This is a genomic window from Arthrobacter sp. EPSL27 (assembly GCF_001512305.1).
In the GTDB taxonomy this organism is placed as follows: domain Bacteria; phylum Actinomycetota; class Actinomycetes; order Actinomycetales; family Micrococcaceae; genus Arthrobacter.
On sequence record NZ_LNUT01000005.1, the window covers coordinates 1,182,159 to 1,202,270 of the forward strand.

At 69.6% G+C, this 20,112-nt stretch carries 21 protein-coding genes; 9 read left to right on the plus strand and 12 right to left on the minus strand.

Annotation, left to right across the window (positions count from 1 at the left end):
- A complete protein-coding gene (locus tag AR539_RS16405; protein ID WP_066439252.1) occupies positions 1–414 on the minus strand; it encodes a DUF302 domain-containing protein in 414 nt (137 codons plus the stop codon).
- Between the two features lie 4 nt (positions 415–418).
- Positions 419–1,768, minus strand: coding sequence for a phosphoribosyltransferase (locus AR539_RS16410; RefSeq protein WP_066439254.1), 1,350 nt, complete (start codon positions 1,766–1,768; stop codon positions 419–421).
- A gap of 406 nt (positions 1,769–2,174) precedes the next feature.
- On the opposite strand from AR539_RS16410, the gene AR539_RS16415 reads away from it, so the two are divergent.
- Positions 2,175–2,924 carry a GAF and ANTAR domain-containing protein gene (locus AR539_RS16415; RefSeq protein ID WP_066439256.1) on the plus strand — a complete coding sequence of 250 codons (750 nt, stop codon included), beginning with the start codon at positions 2,175–2,177 and terminating at the stop codon, positions 2,922–2,924.
- A 9-nt stretch (positions 2,925–2,933) separates the two neighbouring features.
- Here the strand turns inward: AR539_RS16415 and AR539_RS16420 are convergent, their stop codons facing one another.
- From AR539_RS16420 to AR539_RS16440, 5 genes are all read right to left on the minus strand, one after another.
- Entirely contained in the window at positions 2,934–3,608 is a 675-nt protein-coding gene (locus AR539_RS16420; protein ID WP_066439258.1) for an esterase/lipase family protein, read from the minus strand.
- Positions 3,605–4,405: an alpha/beta fold hydrolase gene (locus tag AR539_RS16425; protein ID WP_066439260.1), complete on the minus strand. Its 801-nt coding sequence runs from the start codon at positions 4,403–4,405 to the stop codon at positions 3,605–3,607. Before AR539_RS16425 ends, AR539_RS16420 begins: the two co-directional genes overlap by 4 nt.
- Before the next feature lie 76 nt (positions 4,406–4,481).
- Positions 4,482–4,691: a hypothetical protein gene (locus AR539_RS16430; RefSeq protein WP_066439264.1), complete on the minus strand. Its 210-nt coding sequence runs from the start codon at positions 4,689–4,691 to the stop codon at positions 4,482–4,484.
- A gap of 19 nt (positions 4,692–4,710) precedes the next feature.
- On the minus strand, positions 4,711–5,130 hold the full coding sequence (locus AR539_RS16435; protein WP_066439266.1) for a VOC family protein: 420 nt from the start codon (positions 5,128–5,130) through the stop codon (positions 4,711–4,713).
- A 159-nt stretch (positions 5,131–5,289) separates the two neighbouring features.
- Positions 5,290–5,856, minus strand: coding sequence for a type 1 glutamine amidotransferase domain-containing protein (locus AR539_RS16440; RefSeq protein WP_066439269.1), 567 nt, complete (start codon positions 5,854–5,856; stop codon positions 5,290–5,292).
- A gap of 163 nt (positions 5,857–6,019) precedes the next feature.
- On the opposite strand from AR539_RS16440, the gene AR539_RS16445 reads away from it, so the two are divergent.
- The 5 genes from AR539_RS16445 (at position 6,020) to AR539_RS16465 (ending at position 9,574) form a co-directional block, all read left to right on the plus strand.
- Positions 6,020–6,271 (plus strand): DUF2630 family protein, encoded by a 252-nt coding sequence (locus AR539_RS16445; protein ID WP_066439271.1) that lies wholly within the window; start codon positions 6,020–6,022, stop codon positions 6,269–6,271.
- Positions 6,272–6,310: 39 nt separating this feature from the next.
- A complete protein-coding gene (locus AR539_RS16450) occupies positions 6,311–7,300 on the plus strand; it encodes a CapA family protein (RefSeq protein ID WP_066439273.1) in 990 nt (329 codons plus the stop codon).
- A 103-nt stretch (positions 7,301–7,403) separates the two neighbouring features.
- Positions 7,404–7,628, plus strand: a complete 225-nt coding sequence (locus tag AR539_RS16455; protein ID WP_066439274.1) for a hypothetical protein — start codon at positions 7,404–7,406, stop codon at positions 7,626–7,628.
- An 80-nt stretch (positions 7,629–7,708) separates the two neighbouring features.
- On the plus strand, positions 7,709–8,026 hold the full coding sequence (locus tag AR539_RS16460) for a DUF6221 family protein (RefSeq protein WP_066439276.1): 318 nt from the start codon (positions 7,709–7,711) through the stop codon (positions 8,024–8,026).
- Between the two features lie 111 nt (positions 8,027–8,137).
- Positions 8,138–9,574 (plus strand): S8 family serine peptidase, encoded by a 1,437-nt coding sequence (locus AR539_RS16465; RefSeq protein WP_231728640.1) that lies wholly within the window; start codon positions 8,138–8,140, stop codon positions 9,572–9,574.
- Positions 9,575–9,610: 36 nt separating this feature from the next.
- On the opposite strand, the gene AR539_RS16470 is transcribed toward AR539_RS16465, so the two are convergent.
- Positions 9,611–10,219, minus strand: a complete 609-nt coding sequence (locus tag AR539_RS16470) for a J-domain-containing protein (RefSeq protein WP_066439278.1) — start codon at positions 10,217–10,219, stop codon at positions 9,611–9,613.
- 219 nt (positions 10,220–10,438) lie between these two features.
- On the opposite strand from AR539_RS16470, the gene AR539_RS19820 reads away from it, so the two are divergent.
- Together AR539_RS19820 and AR539_RS19825 are read left to right on the plus strand one after the other, a co-directional pair.
- A complete protein-coding gene (locus AR539_RS19820) occupies positions 10,439–11,605 on the plus strand; it encodes a glycosyltransferase (protein WP_197410652.1) in 1,167 nt (388 codons plus the stop codon).
- Entirely contained in the window at positions 11,602–13,053 is a 1,452-nt protein-coding gene (locus tag AR539_RS19825) for a lipopolysaccharide biosynthesis protein (RefSeq protein ID WP_066439282.1), read from the plus strand. The genes AR539_RS19820 and AR539_RS19825 overlap by 4 nt, the downstream gene beginning before the upstream one ends.
- A 78-nt stretch (positions 13,054–13,131) precedes the next feature.
- On the opposite strand, the gene AR539_RS16485 is transcribed toward AR539_RS19825, so the two are convergent.
- Both AR539_RS16485 and AR539_RS16490 read right to left on the minus strand, forming a co-directional pair.
- Positions 13,132–15,030 carry a hypothetical protein gene (locus AR539_RS16485; protein WP_157361034.1) on the minus strand — a complete coding sequence of 633 codons (1,899 nt, stop codon included), beginning with the start codon at positions 15,028–15,030 and terminating at the stop codon, positions 13,132–13,134.
- Between the two features lie 166 nt (positions 15,031–15,196).
- Positions 15,197–16,885 carry a long-chain-fatty-acid--CoA ligase gene (locus AR539_RS16490; protein WP_066439287.1) on the minus strand — a complete coding sequence of 563 codons (1,689 nt, stop codon included), beginning with the start codon at positions 16,883–16,885 and terminating at the stop codon, positions 15,197–15,199.
- A gap of 160 nt (positions 16,886–17,045) precedes the next feature.
- Here AR539_RS16490 and AR539_RS16495 point away from each other — a divergent pair, with 160 nt between their 5' ends.
- The gene (locus tag AR539_RS16495) at positions 17,046–17,861 is read left to right on the plus strand and encodes a hypothetical protein (protein WP_066439289.1); all 816 of its coding nucleotides are present in this window, start codon (positions 17,046–17,048) and stop codon (positions 17,859–17,861) included.
- A 36-nt stretch (positions 17,862–17,897) separates the two neighbouring features.
- On the opposite strand, the gene AR539_RS16500 is transcribed toward AR539_RS16495, so the two are convergent.
- Positions 17,898–18,911, minus strand: coding sequence for an aminoglycoside phosphotransferase family protein (locus tag AR539_RS16500; RefSeq protein ID WP_066439291.1), 1,014 nt, complete (start codon positions 18,909–18,911; stop codon positions 17,898–17,900).
- Positions 18,908–20,092: a hypothetical protein gene (locus AR539_RS16505; RefSeq protein ID WP_066439294.1), complete on the minus strand. Its 1,185-nt coding sequence runs from the start codon at positions 20,090–20,092 to the stop codon at positions 18,908–18,910. Before AR539_RS16505 ends, AR539_RS16500 begins: the two co-directional genes overlap by 4 nt.
- Positions 20,093–20,112: the final 20 nt, after the last annotated feature.

Consider the following 20,112-nt stretch of genomic DNA (forward strand, 5'->3'; position numbering starts at 1 on the left):
TCAGGCGTCACCTGCGAGGACGGCGAGGGCCGCCTGCAGCCGGGCGCCGGCGTCGTCCGCCACCTCGCGGACGGCGGGGGTGCCGCTGAGCTGCACCATGGTTTGCGGATCGATGGCCTGGACTGTTGTGGCCGTCTCCCCCGGTCCGCGGCGCACCACCACGTTGCAGGGCAGCAGCGCCCCGAGTTCCGGCTCGGCCGCGAGCGCCCGGCTGGCGAGCCCCGGGTTGCAGGCACCGAGGATGACGTAGTCCCCCAGCGTTTCCGCGGCCTCCTCGCCGAGCTTGGCGGCAAATGTGGCGCGCACATCGATTTCGGACAATATCCCGAAGCCCTGGCCGGCAAGCGCCTCGCGCGTTTTCGCGACGGCGTCCTCCCAGCTCAGCGGGACAACGGCCGTGTGGGTGTAGCTCATGCAGTTACTCCTTGGGGCCAGCGGTGGCCGGCAGAAGATAATCGACAAACCAGTCCCGGGCGAGAATGGCAGCTGCCGCCAGCGTACCCGGTTCCTCGAAGAGATGGGTGGCACCCTGCACCACGGCAAGCTGGTTGGGGCAGCGCATCATGGACTTCGCCTTGCGGTTGAGCTCCAGCACCTCGTAGTCGTAGCTGCCCACAATCAGGAGCGTGGGCGCCCGCACGGCGGACAGCCGGGGGCCGGCCAGATCGGGGCGGCCGCCGCGGGAGACCACGGCGTCGATCCGGGCGGTCGGTTCGGAGGCGGCCCAGAGCGCGGCCCCGGCGCCCGTGCTCGCCCCGAAGTAGCCAATGGTGCACGACGCCGTGTCCCGCCGGCTGGAGAGCCAGTCGGTGGCAGCGGACAGCCGGCGGGCCAGCAGTTCGATGTCGAAAACGTTGGCCCGGTTCCGCTCCTCAGCGGGGGTCAGCAGGTCAAGGAGCAGGGTTCCAAGGCCGGCCTGCTGGAGCACGCCGGCCACGTAGCGGTTCCGCGGGCTGTGCCGGCTGCTCCCGCTGCCGTGCGCGAAGACCACCACGCCACGGGCCGGGACCGGCAGGTGCAGCTGCCCCTGGAGCCGGATTCCGCGCGACGGGATCTCGACTTCCTCCTCGAACTCGGCCGCGGACTCTTCCGCCGGTTCGGTCTTTCGGGCGGCCGGCTGCGAATTCTGCAGGCGCTTGGCCGCGGCGTCGAGCAGCTGCACCACCTCGTCGTCCTCGGTGGGCGAGAAATCCCGGTAGTGGTAACCCACCGCGGAGAAATGGTGCGGGGTGGCCAGGCACACCACCTCGTCGGGCTCGGTCAGGCTGCCAAGGGTATCGGCGGGGGCCACCGGCACTGCCAGGATGACCCTCGCGGCACCAAGCTGCCGGGCCACCCGGCAGGCCACCCTGGCCGTGGAGCCGGTGGCGATGCCGTCGTCGACGATCACCGCGATGCGTCCCGTCAGATCCTGGCGGGTCCGGCCTTTCCGGAACCGTGCCACCCGGTTCTCCAGCACGGTGCGTTCGCGGTCCTCGACAGCTTTCAGCTCCGCATCGCTGATCCGGGCATGGGCGAGGACCCGTTCTTCGAGCACCCGGGCGCCGCCCTCCCCGATGGCGCCCATGGCCAGCTCGGGCTGGTAGGGAAGTCCCAGTTTCCGGACCACGATCACGTCCAGCGGCGCGTCGAGGGCTGCGGCCACTTCGAAGGCCACCGGGACGCCGCCGCGGGGAAGGCCCAGGACCACGATGTCCTGGCCCCGCAAGTCCGAGAGCCTGCGCCCCAGATGCCTCCCGGCGTCGACCCTGTCTTCGAAAATGCTCATCGGTACGGCTTTCCAATCGGAGATCTCGGCCGTGGCACCCGTCCAGGCATGCAGTCCGCAGGCTGGGAAATTGACCAGTTGGCCGCTCTCTCCCACTATCTGCCAGGAACCAGGAAGGGGTGAGGGCCTTTATGCCCGTTTTCGTTCCGCCCCCGGCCGGCCCCCGTGGCTGCTCGGTAGAGCCGCAGAGGCGGCGCAGTGGAGCCGCAGTGAAGAGGGCGCCGGGGTTGTGGCACTCTGGGTCAGAAGGACGGAACCGGCTGTATATAATTTTCCGGTACGGTTCTGCAGCGGGCCGTTGGATTGTTCTTCGATCCGGCCGGCTGCCGTCCACTATTGCCTTTCTCCGCAACGGTAGGCCTCCGGCCGGGTCGCATTGACCTGAGTGAAACGGCACGACGAGACAGTGGTTAGCGAATCAACCGCAGCCTCCACGGAGGCAACTTCAACCAACCAGCACCTGCAGGAACTGGTGCTCAGCAGCTCCGATGTTGAGGAGTTCCTGCGCGAACTGGCGCGGGTCTCCGCTCGCAGCCTGTCGGAGCCCGGCGACGAGATCCTTTGCGGGATCACGCTCTTCCGGCACCGCAAGGCCGCGACGGTGGCCAGCAGCAGCGCGGCCGCCCAGGCCATGGACGAAATCCAGTACACGTTTGGCGACGGCCCCTGTGTGACAGCGTCCCGGGAGCAGGAAACCGTCCACGTCCGGGACCTCGAGGAGTGCTCCCGCTGGCCGCAGTTCGCCGAAACGGTCCGCGGACAGGGCGTTCGCTCCATCCTGGCCCTGCCGTTCCTGCTCGACGGCGACACCCGGGCGGCCCTCAACCTGTACTCGCACCGGCCCCGCCGGTTCGATGGCCGGGCGATGGAGCTGGCCCGGGACTTCGTCAGCCAGACCTCACTGGCACTGCGCCTGGCCGTGCGGTTCGCGCACTACAGCGACAAGGCGGCGAACCTGAAGGCCACGCTGGAGAGCCGGACCAGTATCGACGTCGCGGTGGGCATCATCATGGCGCAAAACCGCTGCAGCCAGGCTGAGGCGTTCGAACTGCTCAAGGCGGCCTCCAGCGCGCGCAACATCAAACTGCACGCCGTGGCGGCCGGCGTCGTGGAATCGCTGGGCAAGGGCCCGGCCCGGACGCACTTCGACGTCTAGGCCGACGGGCTAGGGCGCGGCCGCCACATCCAGAATGGTGCGGATGGTGTCCTCCTGCGCGAGGATCCGGAAGTGGCCCGCGGTGTCCAGCTGGATGTTCCGGGCCCCCGGGAGGGAACTGCCTTCCGGGATGTGGGGATCGAAACGGCCGTAGACCGAGGTGATGTGCTCGTTGACGCGTTCCTCGCGGGCGAGCTGCCGGGTGACGGCGCTCCGGGGCGAGAAAGCCCGGAGGCTCGGCACCAGCATGAACGAGGCGTACCGCGAACCGGAGAACGGTGCGCAGACCGCCACCATGCCGGCGATGCGGTGCTCGGGGTCCAGCTGCATCATCACGAACTTTCCGATCAGGCCGCCTTTGCTGTGCGCAACGATCACGGCGTCCTTGAGGTCATGGTCCCGGATGTAGGCCGCGATCAGGTCCGCGGCCTTCGGCACCGCGCGCCGGTTCCGGCGCAGCAGCGCCACCACATGCACCGGGTGGCCGGCCCCGTGCAGGCGCTGGACCAGGGGCAGCATAAAGCGCCAGTCCTCGTAGACGCCGGGAATCACGACGACGGGCCGGCCGGGTCCGTCGAGGAACTCCTCCGGCCGGGTCCGCGAGAGTGCGCCGAGGACCTGCCGGCCGGCTGCGTAGAGATAGTCCTGGACCCACCAGCGGGCGGCCTGCAGGATCCCGCTCACGCGCCGAGGTCCTGCCGGGTTTCCGGAGCCGCCGGGTGGGCCGCGGCAAAGTCCAGGATGGCTGCGGCCACTTCAGCGGCGCGGTTGTGCTGCACCACGTGACCGGCCCCTTCAATCTCGACCGGCGTCGCCCGGACAGCCCGGGCCGCCAGCCTGCGGCACCAGTCCGCCGTGGCCACAGGGTCGCTGGCGCCGCGCAGCACGAGGACCGGCGCCGCAACGCCGGCGAGCCGGTCCTCGATGGGGTAGTCCATCATGACGCGCAGGGTCTTCAGGTACCAGCCCGGGCCGCAGCGCAGGTAGTCCGTGAAGACCAGGGCGTTGGAGGACGGGCTCTCGTGGAAGAGGCTGTCTTTGCCGAGGGCCAGGGCCTGCTGGAGGACGGTGCGTCGCCGCGGATCGGTCACCGGGCCCATGAGCACCAGCTGGGGTACCCGGCCGGGCTGCTGCAGGGCAGTCTCCACGGCAAACTGGGCGCCCATCGAGTGCCCCACCAGGACGAAGTCCAGGACCCCGAGCTGCTCGAGGGCGCCCAGGATGTACGTTGCATGGTCCGGGACCGACAGCGTGTGGTCCGGCCGCGGGGTCTCGCCGAAGCCGGGAAGGTCGATCGAGTACGTGTCACCGGTTTCCGCCAGCAGGCCGTGGAGCCTGCGGTAGTAGCGGTGCGAGACGCCGATGCCATGGACCAGGACGACGGCGGCCCGGGCGGCCTTGGGGCCGGCGGCAGCCTTGGAGACGAAAACATGGCCGATATGGCCTCCCGCCTCGATCTCGAAGCGTTCGGGCCTGGTCATGGTGGCTCTTTTCTGTTCAGCGCTTACTTTGCTCCGCCGGTCAGCGTCCAGTAAGCATACTGACAGATTCGCCTCCTCAGTCGCCGCCCTGGTCCCGTTCAGTGAACTCCTCATCGAGGTCGTAGTGCCGGAACTCGGTCTCCGGGTGGGGTCCGCCCTCGGACAGATACTCATGGTTCAGCTGGCGCTCGACCTGGCTGTCAAGGACCTGCAGGTCCTTGTCTTCGACCTTGCTGAGGTCCTCCGGGAACTCGTCCTCGGGGGTGAGACGGAGCTTCTCGCTCATTGCCTGCCTCCCCTGCAGCCTAGGACTGGCCCGGTTCGGAGCCGACGTTGACCAGCCAGTCGGTACCGAACTTGTCCGTGCACATGCCAAAGACGTCGCCCCACGGGGATTTCTCCATCGGCACTGTCACAGTGCCCCCGTCGGTGAGCTTGTCGAAGTAGCCGCGCAGTTCGGCCTCGTCCGAGCCGCTGAGGGACACGGAGATGCTGCTGCCGGGCGAGAACTCCATGCTGTTGGGTGTGTCTGCGCCCATCAGGACCATGCCCGCATCGGTCCTCAGCATGGCGTGCATAATTTTGTCCTGCTCGGCGGCATCATCGCTGGCGTTGTAATCGCCGAAAGTGCTCATGGTGAGCTCGCCGCCGAAGACCGACTGGTAAAAGGCCATGGCTTCCTTCGCGTTGTCGCGGAAGCTCAGGTATGGGTTGAGAGTGGTCATATCCGGACTCCTTGCTGCAGGGACGCCGGCGCGGATGCCATGGACGGATGACATGGTGCGGCCGCCGGCGCACGTGTACATGGCCATCCTGCCCCAAATCAGGAGTCCAGGGTAGGTGCCGGGCTGGAGCGCACGCCCCGCCCGGCCCCCTGCCCGCTCTTAGGCCGTCTGGCCTGCGTGCTCGCCTTCTGCGATTTCCTCAAGCAGCTTGTCGTTGAAGGCGGGAAGGTCGTGGGGGTTGCGGCTGGTCACCAGCCCCTGGTCCACCACCACTTCCTGGTCGCTCCAGTTGGCTCCGGCGTTCTTCAGGTCGGTCTGGAGCGTGTGGTACGAGGTGAGGCTCCGGCCGTTCAGGACCCCTGCCTCGATCAGCAGCCAGGGGCCGTGGCAGATGGACGCCACCGGCTTGTGCTGCTCGAAGAACGCGCGGGTGAACGCCTGGGCGTCCTTGTCGGCGCGGAGGTGGTCCGCGTTGACCACGCCGCCGGGGATGACCAGGGCGTGGAAATCGGCGGCATTGGCTTCGGCGGCGGTCAGGTCGACGTCGAACGTCTGGCCCTTGTCCGTGCCGTCGTAGCCCTGGACCGTCCCGCTCTTCGGGGCCACGAGGGTGGGCTCTCCACCGGCCTCCTTGACGGCGTTCCAGGGGCTGGTGAGCTCCACCTGCTCCACGCCGTCGGTGAGCAGGAACGCAACTTTCTTACCGGCAATGTTGTGCTGGGACACAGGTCCTCCTCTGACGAGTTTGATGCTGTACACGACCAACTCTAGGAAGCCGGAAAATAATAAGCAAGCTGATCATATTGGCTCTGGCCAGGGCATGGCGGCCTCGCTAGGCTGGCGGGAGGACTGCTCCCGCGAAAGACTGCTACCGAAGAAGAAGGCCGTCATGGACGAACAACGCATCCTGGATCAAATCTCGGCCCTGGTCGAGGAGGAACAAAATCTCCGCGAGAAGGCACCGTCCTCGTCGCCGGACTATGAGCACGGACCCGACCACGCCCGGCTGCAGCGGATCCAAGAGGACCTGGACCAGTGCTGGGACCTCCTGCGGCAGCGCCGGGCCAAGGCGCAGTACGGCGAGAACCCGGATGAGGCCCAGCCCCGCCCCGTGGAGCAGGTGGAAAACTACGAGTCCTGACCCGGCCTGCTGTTCAAAAGCGCCGGCGGGCGGACTGCCATGCTGATTGCGTTGCTGGGCGACGTCATGCTGGGGCGGCTGGTGAACCAGCGGCTGAGGCGCGCCCCGGCCGGCTACGTCTGGGGCGATACGGTGTCCGTACTGGGCCAGGCGGATCTCACAATCGCCAACCTCGAATGCGTCCTGGCCGACGGCGGCGAGCCGGCACCCGGGAAGGTGTTCCATTTCCGTTCCGACCCGAAGAACGTCAAGAGCCTCTGCGCCGCAGGCATCGGGATGGTGTCCCTGGCCAACAACCACGTCCTGGACTACGGGCCGGACGCCTTCCGGGAGATGATTCCCGTGCTCGACGCGGCGGGCATCCTGCACGCCGGTGCCGGGCTGGACGGGGACGCCGCGCGCCGGCCCGCGGTGCGCCGGGTGTGCGGGACCGCCGTCGGGCTCATTGCGTTCACCGACAACCAGCCGGACTGGGAAGCGGACGGCGGGCCCGGCGTCTATTACATTCCGGTGGAGGATCCCGACCGCAGGGTGGCGGACCTGCTGGACCTGGTGCGGCGGACCAAAACCCGGGTCCAGATCCTGGTCGTGTCGGCGCATTGGGGCCCCAACTGGGGCTCGGGCGCGCCCGGTGAACACCGCTCGCTGGCAAGGGCCCTCGTGGAGGCAGGGGCCGACGTCATCTACGGGCATTCCCCGCACATCTTCCGCGGCATCGAGGTCTTCCGGAACAGGCCCATCATCTACAGCGCCGGCGACTTCGTGGACGACTACGCAGTGGACCCGGTGGAACGCAATGACCAGTCGTTCATCTTCCTGCTCGAAGCGGACGGCGGCACGCCCCGGACCCTGCGGCTGCACCCCACCTTGATCACCGACTTCCAGGTCCGGCTGGCGGGCAAGGGCTCCCGGCAGGCCGTGGACCGGATGCAGCGGCTCAGCCGGCACCTCGGGACCGCGAGCGCATGGAACGCCGACGGCGGGTTCCTGGAAGTACCGTTGTCCACTGAGGCTGAGACAGGGATCTAACGGGACGGTAACCCGCAGTTAACGCAGCGGTGTGAGACTGGCTCTTCGGACCCATCGGGACTGACCCCTCCCTGCACGGCAACCCTCTCAAGGAGCAGCAGACATGACCAGTCCAGACCACAACCTCTCCACCGGCCCGCAGATCCACGAGGACTCCCAGAACAGGCCGGACCTGAGCAGCACCCACGTCCGCGAGGACGTCGCCATCACCGGCCGGTGCGGCAACGTCCACCTCCCGACGGGCCGGACCTGCGACCTGCCGGAACGGCACGAAGGGTCCTGCCATTTTGTGGATCCGAAGGAGGCGGAAAACCTGGCAGCGCGGTAGGCGCACGTCTCTCCCGCCGGGCAGCGCTGGTTGCCGGGCAGCGCTGGTTGACGGGCAGTGACCGCGCGTATCCTCGCGGTGTGGACATCGTGGATTTCCTGTCCGCGCGGATCGGCGAGGACGAAGCCGCGGCACGGGCCCTCCTTGGCGACCGGAGCCTCTCAAAATCCGGCGTCTGGTATGAACAGCGCCTGCTGCTCGAATGCGAGGCCAAACGGCACCTGATCCGCATCGTGGAATCCGCCAGGCAGTCGGCCCTGGCGGCGATGGTCAGCGGCTCCGGCCAGGACGCGGGCTGGATTCCGCAGTCACTGGAGTGGATGGAGCAGTCGCTGGCCGCGCTCGCCCTGCCCTATTACGACCACCCCGATTTCGACCAGGCCTGGTTCCGCACCTAGGGACGGTTTCTTCCTCCAAGAATTTTCCAAGGTCCGTGTGAATTATCCATTCGCGGGCCTAAGCTAAGAGCGGGGGGCGCTCATTAGCGAAGTCGCTTAAGGGAGGCCAGTATGTTCAGCCACGTCCGCCGTACGGGATCGTCACGCAAAGCGGCCGCAGCCGCGGGCCAGGGCCGGGATCCCGCCAAGGCAGCCCCTCCGCCCCCCTCGAAACACCGCTGGCGCGGCTTCATCGGCGGCCTCGCGGCGTTGGGCCTGGTGGTGGGCGGCAGCCTCGCTGCAGCCCTTCCCTCTGCAGGCGCGGAGAAGGAACAGCGCTACATCGTGGTGCTGAAGGACGGCGTTGCTGACGCCGGCACCGCCGCCGCAACGCAACAGGGCAGCTATGGCCTCACCGTATCCACGGTGTACCGGAGCGCCGTGACCGGATACGCCGCCACCATGACACCATCCGTTGCCGCCCGGCTCGCCGCAGATCCGGGCGTTGATTTCGTCAGCGTGGCCCGGGAGTTCGAGAAGCCTGCGGACCCCGGACCGGACTCCCAGGTCGCCCCGCTCTGGTGGCTGAGGATGGGCGGGGGCCTTCCCGACGGCAAGAAGCAGTGGAAGCAGGACTCCATCGACGTCAACGTGGCCGTGATCGACAGCGGCATCGATGCCAGCCATCCGGACCTTAATGTCCGTGGCGGCGTCGACTGCTCCTCGGGTTCACCGTCCGAGGTGACGCCGACGGACGACGTCGGGCACGGCACCCTGGTGGCGGGTGTGATCGGCGCCAGGGACAACGATCTGGGTGTGATCGGCGCAGCCCCGGGCGCCCCGCTGTGGTCCATCCGCGTGGTGAATGACGCCGGCGTGATCACGGAGGACATGCTCATTTGCGCCATTGACTGGGTGACGGCGACGCGCACCGACGACGACCCGGACAACGACATCCAGGTGGCCAACATCAGCATCGGCGGGCCGGGGACGGAAACCGCCAACTGCGGCAAGGGCACGGATCCGATGCACTACGCCTTGTGCCGCTCCGTCAAAGCCGGTGTCGCCTACGCGGTGGCTGCCGGTAACTCCGGCCAGGACATCGCGGGGTTCGTTCCCGCCACGTACGACGAGGTGCTGACCGCGACGGCGATCGCGGACTTCGACGGCAAGCCCGAAGGTCTCGCTGAGCCGCTCTGCGGATCAGAGGACTGGTCGGTGCGGGGCCAGAAGGATGACCAGCCGGCGTACTTCTCCAACTTCGCCAGCGAATCCGAGGACCAGGACCACACCATCGCGGCCCCGGGCGTCTGTGTGACCTCCACGACGCCGGGCGGATACGGGGTGGCCCATGGCACCAGTTTCGCCAGCCCCGCCGTGGCCGGCTCGCTGGCCCTGTGCATCAGCAAGGGGGCCTGCGAGGGCTCGGGCAAGGAAGTGATGGCCCAGTTCCTGGAGCTGACGGCCGAATACAACCAGAAGCACGAGGACTTCGGCTTCGACGGTGACCCGTCCCGCCCCATCGAGGGGCAGTACTACGGCAATCTGGCCCAGATCGCCGACTACTGACGCGCAGCTATTGACGCGCTGCAGGGGCGCAGCAGGCTAGGAACCGGACCAGATCCGCCGCCACCAGCGGCGGCGGGTTTCCGGTTTCTGGCGCGCCTCCTGCTCCGCCGCGACGGCCGCGAGCGCGGAACGGCGCTCCGCCCAGGCCCGCACCTCCGCCTCGACATCACGGGTTTTGGTGATCACGGGTGGTCCGCCTTGAAGCTGCCGGCGGGCGTTCACCACCCGCGTATTGAAATCTTCCAGCAGTTCGCGCACCTGCTTCTCGGAGTGCAGTTCACTGATCCGGCTGTCCAGCCCGGCGTCCTCGGTGCGGAGCATGATCGCTGCCGGTCCCATGCCGGTGATGTTTTCGCGCTGGATCAGGCCCTTGACCCACCAGTCGGGGTCGTACTTCTCCCCCAGCCCGGGGATGGGCTTGCCGGCGTACTTCAGGTGGTCGAACTTCCCCTGGGCCATGGCGTCGCGGATCAGGTACTCGGCCCGCTGCGCGTCGTCGAACCTGGCGCGCAGTTCCCGTTCCTTCTCCTCGGCCGCGGCCAGCTCTTCTTCCTCCTGGACCGTCATCCCGCTCATCCTCAGCGCCCGGAGTTCGGCTGCGCGCTCCACCCGGCGCCGGAACGCCCCGCCCGATTCGGTGCCCATTGTGTCCCTCCCCCTGGCTGGCCGTACGGATCCTCCTTCCAGTATGCAAAGCGAACTCCGGGGCGGCCAAGGGACGGCGCCCGCAGCGGGGCCTCCCCCTCCCGCCGGGGACCGCCGTCGGGGTGCATGTCCCGGCAGGTATATTGGCTGGCCGGGCCGGTGCAAACAGGGCCGATCGGCCCCCGGCTGTCCACAGGTCCGGTCCAGTACACTTCTGCAATGAGGCTTCTGTATATTGCAGAAAGTGTGCCGAACCGGGACCCCGTGCACGGCGACGGCAGCTCGATGATTTCCTACGAGGTGCTGCGGAACCTGCCTGCCGACGTCGACGTCACCCTCCTCACGTACTCCGGACCGGCGGGGCTCCCGGAAGACATCCGCAGCCGCTGCGCAGCTGTGCACATCCTGGCGCCCCGGAGCCGCAATGCGGCGCTGGTACGGTCCATCGGCGGGCTGCTGGGGCTCGGAAAACATGAACGTGCCACTGCCGAAGCTGTCTCAACCGTGGCCAGGCTGTCGGCGGACAGCGATGCCACCCTGATCCATGGCCCGCACGCACTCTTCCTCGCCCGCCACGTCCACGGCCCGGTGGTGCTGCAGACGGTGGACCCGTGGTCGATCAGGGCCGGGATGGACACCGCCATCGCGGGCCGCCTGCGGCCGGCGTACCGGGCGCGGGAGCGCCTGGCCCTGCGGGCCGAACGGCGGCTGCCGGCACGGGCCCGCCTTCTCACCGTGGGGGCGCAGGACGCGCTGGAATGGTCCCAGCGCCTGGGCCGCCCGGTGCGGAGCATCCCCAACGGGGCCGAGGCGGCCCGCCGCCCGGCCGCCCGCCAGGCCCGCCCCGTGGCCTGCTTCGTCGGCAGCCTGAACTACGGGCCGAACATCGACGCCGCGAAGGTCCTGGTCGGCACCATCGCCCCCTTCGTCTGGAAGCAGGTGCCCGAAGCCCGTTTTGTCCTCGCCGGCCGCCGTCCCGGACCTGAGGTCCTGGCCCTGGCCGGCCCGCGGGTGGAGGTCCTGGCAAACGTCCCTTCGGTCTTGGACGTCTTCGAGTCCGCCAACGTTGCCGCTTTCCCCGACGAGCATGGCGTGGGGATCAGGAACTCGGTCCGTGAAGCGCTGGCGGCCGGCCTTCCCGTCGTGGCGACGCCGGTGGCCGCCCGGGAGCAGGACCCGCACCCTCTGCTGACGGTAGAAGGGGACACAGGACGTTTCGTGCAGCACCTCGTGGACCGGTTGACGGCGCCGCGGCCGGAGCAGGGACAGCAGGAAGCCACCGCCGTCCGGACTTGGAAGGCGGTGGCCGAGGAATACGTGGAGGAACTCCGCAGCGCGATCCGGCCGGGCAGCGCCGGAGTGGCGCTGGGAAGCTCACCGGCATGACGTACGCTCCCGGGGAACTCGCCCGCACCGGAGTCCGGGGCGCCATCTGGCAGGGACTGGCTTTCGCGAGCGGGAGAATCATTGTCCTGGTCACCACCATCGTGCTCGCGCGCCTGCTGTCGCCCGAGGAATACGGCCTGGTGGCCCTGGCCCTGGTCCTCATGGCCTACGCGGACACCATTGCGGACGCCGGCGTGGCACAGGCACTGGTCTACCTGCCGCGCACGGGAGTGATCGCGAGGTCCGCGCTGCTGATCTCCGCCGCCCTTGGCACCCTCCTGGGCCTGGCCGCCTACCTTGCCGCCCCGTGGATCGCGGACCTCTTCAACCTCCCCGACGTGACGCCCCTGGTCCAGGTCCTGGGCATCTCGGTGCTGGCCACCTCGCTGGGTGCAGTCCCCGAGGCCCTGCTGCGGCGTGACCTGCAGTTCAAGAAACTCACCGCAGCCCCCGTGATCCGCGCCGCCACCATGGGCACAGTCACCCTCTCCCTCGCCTTTACCGGCCACGGCGCCTGGTCGCTGGCCGTGGGAACCGCGGCAGGGTCCGTGGCCTACGCCGTTACGTGCTGGGTCCTGGTGGGCAGGAATGCGCCGTGGCAGATCTGGCGGGTGGGCACGGAGGCCCTGCAGGCGAACCTGAAATACGGCGCACCGGTCGCCGGCAGCAGCCTGCTGGCCCGGCTGATCTTCGACATCGACTACCTCATCATCGGCCTGTTCCTGGGTGCGCAGGCGCTGGGCTACTACACGCTGGCCTTCCGCCTCCCCGAGGTGCTGATCATCAATGTCTTCTTCGTGCTGTCCACGGTCCTGTTCCCGCTGTACGCGCAGGTGCGCAACGAGCCGGAAAGGCTCCGCTCCGGCTACCTGACCAGCGTCCGGATCCAGTCCCTGTACGGGGTCACCACGGGGGTGGGGCTAGCGGTGGTGGCGCCTGTCCTGGTGCCCCTGGTCTTCGGCGAGAAGTGGATGGACGCCGTGCTGCCGCTCGTCTTCCTCTCCCTCTACGCAGCGGCCCGGTCCCTGGGGGCCGGCGCCAACGATGTCTACAAGGCCATCGGCCGGCCCGGCCTGTCGATCGGTGTGTCGCTGGTCCGGCTGGCCGTCCTGCTGCCGGTCCTGCTGTTCGCCACCCAGTGGGGAATCGTGGGCATCGCCTGCGCACAGTTCCTCGCGGCCGTGGTGTTCGCCTGCGGCATGCAGCTCGTGGCTGCCCGGGTCATCCAGCTCCGGGCACGCGCACTGCTCCGCGCGGTGGCGCCCGGCCTGGTGTGCGGGGCTGCGGTGGCGGTGGTGGGCCTGGGCATCCTGGCGGCTCCGGCCCTGGGCGGGGTGACCACGCTGCTCCTGGTGGTCCCCACGGCCGTGGCAGTGGTCTACGCGATTGTCCGGTTCGGATTCAGGCCCCTGCACGATGAGCTGATGCAGCTCTTCCGCCGCCACTGAGACCGCCTGCGGGCCGGGGTACCGGGTGCCGGGGTGTCGAGGTGCCCGGGTGCCGGGTGCTCCGGACCCCGGCGGTGCTCAGCTCTCGGGCCGGCGTCCCGTGACGGACCCTGCCGGGACAGCCACAGCGAACATCCGGAGCGTCAGCGCCGCACGCGCAAGGACTGCCTTGGCCAGGCCGAAGCGGACTCCCTCGTGCTGGGACAGCGTGTCCCGGACCGCCGCGGGGGACGCCACGGGCACGAGGCGGGCCGGGCTGTCCAGTGTGGTGGCGTGCCAGTAGACGTTGACGTCCTCGAAGCCGCGCCGCTCGAACGTGCGCTTCCAGCCCGCCAGCGTCCGCGGACCCTGCCGCCGCAGCAGCGACCGTTCCACCTGGACGCACATCCAGCCGCCGGGCTGCACCGCAGCCGCCGCGTCCTCGAAGAGCGGCAGATCCGGCTCCCTGAGCAGCACCACCTCGAACGAGGTCTCCGGTCCGTCGGGGCGGCCCGCCTGCACGCGCGTGGCGTCAGGGTCCAGGAGGCGGAGCGCCGCGGCCGTTTTCGGGTCAACCGCTCCGCCATAGCCCACGCGGCGGGGCTGCACGGGCAGCAGGAAACGCCAGTCCAGCAGCCGCCACGTGTGGAGGGCGAGCGCCGCGGCGTCCTCCGTTCCGGCGTCGGCGGTTTCCGCGTCGTCCGTTCCGGCGTCGGGGCAGATCCGGTGCCACACCGCCTGGGTGGCCAGCCGCCGGACCACCTCCGGTGACTGGCCGGCGTCGAGGACCAGGGCGCCGGGCAGTGTCCCGGCCAGGCGCAGGTATGCCTGCCGCCACTTTTCCAGGATCTCCGCCGAGTGCTCGCCCTTCCGCGCGAACATCACCTCCCCCGGCACGTCCAGGACCAGCAGGAGGTCCGGGGCCGCCCCGAGCCGCACGGCCAGCGCGTCGGACAGCCCCACCCTGGGCTTGCCGGCGGCGCTGTGGGCGGGCCTCCCCGCCGCGGCATCATCGACGGCGGCGGGCAGCAGGGCGTCGTACGCCACCCGGTCCATCAGCACCACCCGTCCGCGGGCGCGGTGGTACCGGGCGGCCGCCCCGCCTTTGAGGACCCGGAACATCTTCTTGGCAGTCCGTCCGCCCGGGACCCGGTGCAGCCACCCGTCCCAGGGACCGGCACCCCACATTCCCATGTAGACGTAGGCCGTGGGGAGGGGGAAGTCCGCGCGCAGGCCGTGGAGGAGTGTGGTCTTGCCGGCACCGTCCGGGGCCATCACGCCCACCACGAGGCCGCGGCCGGGGAGCCTCGGGCTGAGCTGGCGGGCCGCCCGGTGGGACACCGCGCGCAGCGGCGTGCGCACCCGGGCCGCGGCGGTCCAGCCGGACCGCAGCCGGGCCGCCAGGGCGGGGACGTCGTCGAACCGGTTGGACCGGACCAGGTCCAGCAGCTCCGCGGCCGCGCCGGCTCCGGAGCGCTGGTCCAGGTACGCGGCGAGCCGGTCCCCGGCGGACGCGACGGCGGCGGCCGTCCGGGCCGCGTCCTGCCGCTGCGACCGGATCTCCCCTTTGTCCAGCGCGAGATGGAGCAGCTGCAGCCAGGCCTGGTCGGCCGGGGCGGGCATCCACCAGCCGCCGTCCCGGACCCGGCGCTCCAGGCATTCGGCAGCCAGCGGGGTCCGCCACTGCTGGTACGGCCCGAAGGAGATGTCCGAGACGACGTCCAGCTTCAGCCACAGCCCGCCGCCGTCGTCGTCATAGCCAAAATAGAAACGGTGGCTTCCGTGCCCGGTGGCGCGCACGCGGCACAGACCGATTCCTGCCATCAGCCCGTCGAGTCCGGGCAGCAGGGCACCGGCCACCAGAATGTCCACATCGCCGGACGGCCGGGCAAGATCATCCGCGCCGCGCAGCAGCACCCAGGGCAGCCCCGAGTCATCGAGCGCCCGGAACGCCCTGGCCACGGCCGGGTGCACGGCAGATCGGCCGGTTTGAACCATGTGCGTGAGCCTCCTTGACCGGTGACCAGGCAGCCGCTGCCGGAACCTTGAGCTGAAGCCTACGATCCGGGACAGGGTGTGTCACCAGTAGCGGGCTCTGGCCCCGGCGCCGGAGGCCTACTCGCGCCGCAGGACCAGCCCACGTGGTGCTACTCGCCGCGGCGGGTCAGAGCGCCGGGAGGACCTGTTCGCGGACCTGCTTGCGGAGGACCTTGCCAAGCATCGAGCGGGGCATGTCCGGTATGGCGACGATCCGCTTGGGGACTTTGTAGCCGGCCAGGTGCTCGCGGCAGTGCGCGCGGAGGGCGTCCTCGTCCAAGGTGGTGCCGGGTTCCAGCTCGACGGCGGCGACCACCATCTCGCCGCCGCGTTCCAGGGTTTTGCCCACGACGGCGGCGTCCTTGACGTCCGCGTGCAGCCGCAGCACCGACTCCACCTCGGTGGGCGAGACGTTGAACCCGCCCGTGATGATGAGCTCTTTGGCCCGATCCACGATGGTGGTGAACCCGTCGTCGTCCACGGTGACGACGTCCCCGGTGCGAAGCCAGCCGTCGGGGGTGAGGGTCTTCGCTGTTTCCTCGGGATTGTTCCAGTACCCCTGGAACACCTGCGGGCCCTTCAGCAGCAGCTCCCCCGGCTGGCCCGGGGCGGCCTCGGCGGAGGGGTCGTCCAGGTCGGCGAGCTTCATGCGGGTCGAGGGGAACGGCACACCGATGGTGCCGTTCCGCCGGGTGGGGTGGAAGGGGTTGCCCAGTGCCACCGGCGAGGACTCGGTCATGCCGTAGCCCTCCACGAGAAGGCCGCCGGAGACCGACTCCCAGAGTTCCACCACGTGGTCCGGCAGGTTCATGGCGCCGGAAATGCAGTATTTGCTGGACCGCAGCGAGATGCCTTTCTCCTTCGCGGCCATGGCGGTGCGCTCGTAGATGGGCGGGACCGCGCAGTAGACGGTTGCCGGCGACTTCTTCATGGCGCCCAGCACCAGGTCCGGATCAAACTTCGGGAAGAGCACCAGCAGGCCCTGTTTGCGGATGCCGTAGGTGAGGTAGAGGGTCATGCCGAACGCATGGAACATCGGCAGGATCGCGTAGAAAATCTCCTTGCGGTACTCCGCCCCCTGCATCCACGCCTCGCCCTGCAGGGCGTTGGAATACAGGTTGAAGTGGGTGAGCATGGCACCTTTGGGACGGCCGGTGGTTCCCGAAGTGTACTGGATGGCGGCAAGATCATTGACCGAGGGCCGGGGGTGGCCGGGGTCGATGCGGCCGTGGCCCAGAAGGTCCTTCCACGGCATGGTGCCCGGCGCCGGGGCGGTGAGGGCGTCGCGGGACTCCCGCACTTTCTTCAGCGGCAGGCGCAGGGCGAGGCGTTTGGCGGCGGGGAACGCCTCGAGGAGGTTCACGGAGACAACGTGGTCAATCTCAATGTCGGACGGGAAGTTCCGGATGGCCGCCGCGGCCTTGTCCCAGGTGATGACAACGCGGGCCTGGTGGTCCTCGAACTGGTGGCGGAGTTCCCGGGACGTGTACAGCGGGTTGTGTTCGACGACGACGGCGCCAAGGCGCAGCACCGCGTAGAAGGCCACGACGTGCTGCGGGCAGTTCGGCAGGAGGAGGGCCACCCGGTCACCGGCGCGGACGCCCAGGCGGCGCAGGCCCTCCGCGGCCCGGTCGACCTGTTCGCCGAGTTCGGTGTAGCTGGTGCGGCGGCCGAAGAACTCCAGCGCCGGAGCCTTGCCGGCCTCGTCCACGGAGTGCTCCAGCATCGCGACCAGCGACTCCGTGGGCAGCTCAATCTCGGCCGGGACGCCCGGCTGGTAGTTCTTCACCCATGGCTGCTGGTCCGTGTTCTCCATGGACACATCATTTCGTGAAGTGCCCGGCGGGGCGAATTGCGGGAACTGCCTGCCCTCGACGGTGCCTGCGGCGCGGATAGGATGTGGACAATTCTGTTCTAGGTTTGGGGGAACCGCAGTGGCGCCAGGGAAGTTCCGTCGAAGTGCTGTCGCTGCGGCCTTGGCATTCGCCTTAGCCTCGGGCCCGCTCACAGCCTGCACGCCGCTGGCCCCCGGGTCCGCCGCGCCGCCGGCGTCGCCGGCGGACAGCGAGGAAACCGGATCCGCAAGCGATTCCGGTGCGTCCGGTGCCGCCGGTGCCGCCGGTCCGGGCAAGAGCGCTCCGCCCGCGCCCGCTGCGCGCCTCTTCTCCCAGGAGGAAGTGGAAGCTCTGGCCGGTTCCGTGGCCGGGCCGGGTGGGGAGATCGGAGATGTCCTCACCGGCGGTGACCTGTGGGACGTTTCCCAGTCCTTTCACTTTGGAGCAGGCGCCGCCGAGGTGTCGCCGTCCGGCTGCGCCGACGTCCTGGCGTGGGCGATGCTGATGTCAGACGGTTTGCCGGCGGCCGGGACGTTCAGCGGCACCCGCGCGGAACCCGTCCATCTCGTGGTCAGCGCCGACCGAGGCGACGTGCTGGCGCTTGCTTTCCCCACCATCTTCAAACTCCCGGATTGTTCCCCTGTCAGCCTGACCGTTGTGGACGGGACCGCGACGGCGAACTACAGGCGTGCCTCGGCGTTCACGGACGCGGACGGCACCTACGCCGTGCTGGCCAGCATCGGGGCGGACGGCGCAGACCCTGGACACTTCCTCCGGGTCGCTGCGAAGACCGGGACGCTGTTTGTCCAAGCCATCGTCAGGGTGGCCGATCCCGACGATTACCGGGCCGCGGCGGACCGGCTCACAGGGTACGTCAACCAGGTCGTGGCGGCCCAGAAGCGGGTGGAGCAGGGCCTTGATCCGCTGCCGCCGGCTGGCGCCGAATTCGACGCGTAGGCAAGGCCATCTGCCGGTTCCCTCCGGTCGGCCCGCTCAGTTCAGCCCGGCGGCGACCACGTGGCGCCACAGCCAGAAGTCCCGGTCCTCCAGCACGGCCGTGCGCAGCTGGGCGGACCCCGGTTCCGGGCTGTCTTCGCTGGCCAGGCGGTAGGCCAGGGTGGAGGCGGACCGCGCCCACGTCGCGATGACCAGCAGCGGGAGCAGGTCGGGGTCAACTTCCCTGAGCAGCAGGTGTGCGCGGAGCGGCTCCAGCGCCCACCCGCCGGGGCCGAAGGCCTTGTCGAACGCCGCCAGCTGCGCGACCCGGGAGAACGCCATGTCAGCCGACTCGCTGAGGTACTGGAGGTAGAAGACGAGGTCGTGCCCCGGCACTCCGTACAGCGACGCCCTTTCCCAGTCCATGACCTGGAGCCGTCCGTCCGGGCACACCAGCAGATTGGGGTGGCTGAGGTCGGCATGTTCAAAGACGGCCGGCAGCGGGCTGCGCTTGAGGGGGCTCAACAGGTGGTGGGTGCGCTGGACCAGCGCCGGCACCTCGGTGTCCCGGGGCAGCAGCGAGGCGAGGGCCTCCAGCGGGCGTTCGACCGTCCGCTCGTACCAGTCCCGGTTGTCCGGTCCCGTCCGGGTGCAGGGCAGCGCGTCCACGAAGTCCACACCGAGGGCGACGGCGCCGGGCAGGTCGGCGGCGACCCGGTGCGGATCCAGCGGTGCCCCGGTGAGCGCGGTCTCCACCAGGGCGGTGCGCTCCCCCACATCCAGGGTTGCCACGACGCGGGGAATCCCCGTCACCTGCCCGCCGCTGCGCGCGCTGAGCTGGCGGAGCATGTCCGCCTCGCGTTGGACTCCCTCGTTGTCGCCGGGGCAGCGCGGCACTTTGACCACCAGGCTGGGACGGCGGGCACCGGCGGCGAAGACCAGTCCGACGACGTGCCGGGAGGTGGTGAACTGCGGCGTGATCAGGACGGTGGCCCACTCCGGGACCAGCCCCGTTTCCGCCAGGCGCCACTCCTCGTAGTGCCCGCGCAGCAGGGAATCGATGAAATTCATCCGTGCCCTCCTGTTTCCGGCGGCGGGGAGCCGGCCAGCTGCCCCCAGACGATCTCGGTGGCCCCGCTCCGGATGGCCGCGGGGGGCTGTGCGGCGTCGAGGACCCGCGTTCGGGCAGCGCCCGCGCCGGGCGGCCGGTCCGCCGGGGCATGCAGGACCAACAGCAGGTCCGGTTCCGGGGTGAGCGCGGACGCCAGGGCGGTTCCGATCCGTCCGCCGGCGCTGCCCGGGCGCCGCGGCGTGGCGCCGTCGGGTCTGTCCAGAAGAACCACCCGGCCCCGCAGGCAGTGGTACCGGGCGGCCAGCGCCCTGCCAATCCGGCCCGTGCCCAGCATCAGGTACCGGCTGGGAACGGGAAAGTTCTGTCCCAGCCCCTGCAGCAGGACCGTCCGGGCCGCGGCGTCGGGGCCGGCGGCGGCCACCACAATCCCCCGGCCGGCGCGCCCCTGGACGGTGGGGCTGATGAGGCGCAGCACCCTGTTCCGTACCGCCGTCACACGCGTGCGCAGGGGTGCGTTCCGGGTCAGCGCCGCCGCCATGCGGAGCGCCGGGCCCGGAAAGTCCTCAAAGCTGCCGGACCGGGCCAGCTTCAGGAGCTCCGCAGCGGTGCCGGGCCCCACCTGCCGGTCAACGAAGGCGGCGATCACATCGTCGGTGGACGCCAGCGCCCCGGCCACCCGGACTGTTTCCCTTCGCTCCGGCCGGACGACGCCGCCTTTGTCCAACATGATGTGGAGGAGCTGGAGCCACGCCTGCTCGGTGGTCGCCGGGAGCCAGACCAGGCCGTTGCGGATCCGCCGCTGCAGGCAGCCCCGGGCCAGGGGGGTGTGCCACTGCTGGAACGGGCCAAAGGAAATCTCCGAGACGATATCCAGTTTGAGCCACAGGTGCTCCGCGGCGTCGTAGCTGAAGTAGAACCGGTGGCTGCCGTGTCCCCGCGCCACCACACGCCGGAAACCGGCGCCTGCCAGGAGCGCGTCCAGCCGCTCGGCGCTCCCGTCCGCGACCAGGAGGTCCACGTCGCCGTCGGGGCGGGCAAGGTCGTCTTCCCCGCGCAGCAACACCCAGGGCAGTCCCGCCCCGTCAAGGGCCCGGAACGCCTGCGCGATCGAGGGGTGCACGGCCGGTTGCTCCCCGCCCCATTCCCCGGGGTCGGGCTGGCCGCTGCTGGTGCCGTCCATCTGGTCCTCCCTTCTGTCGC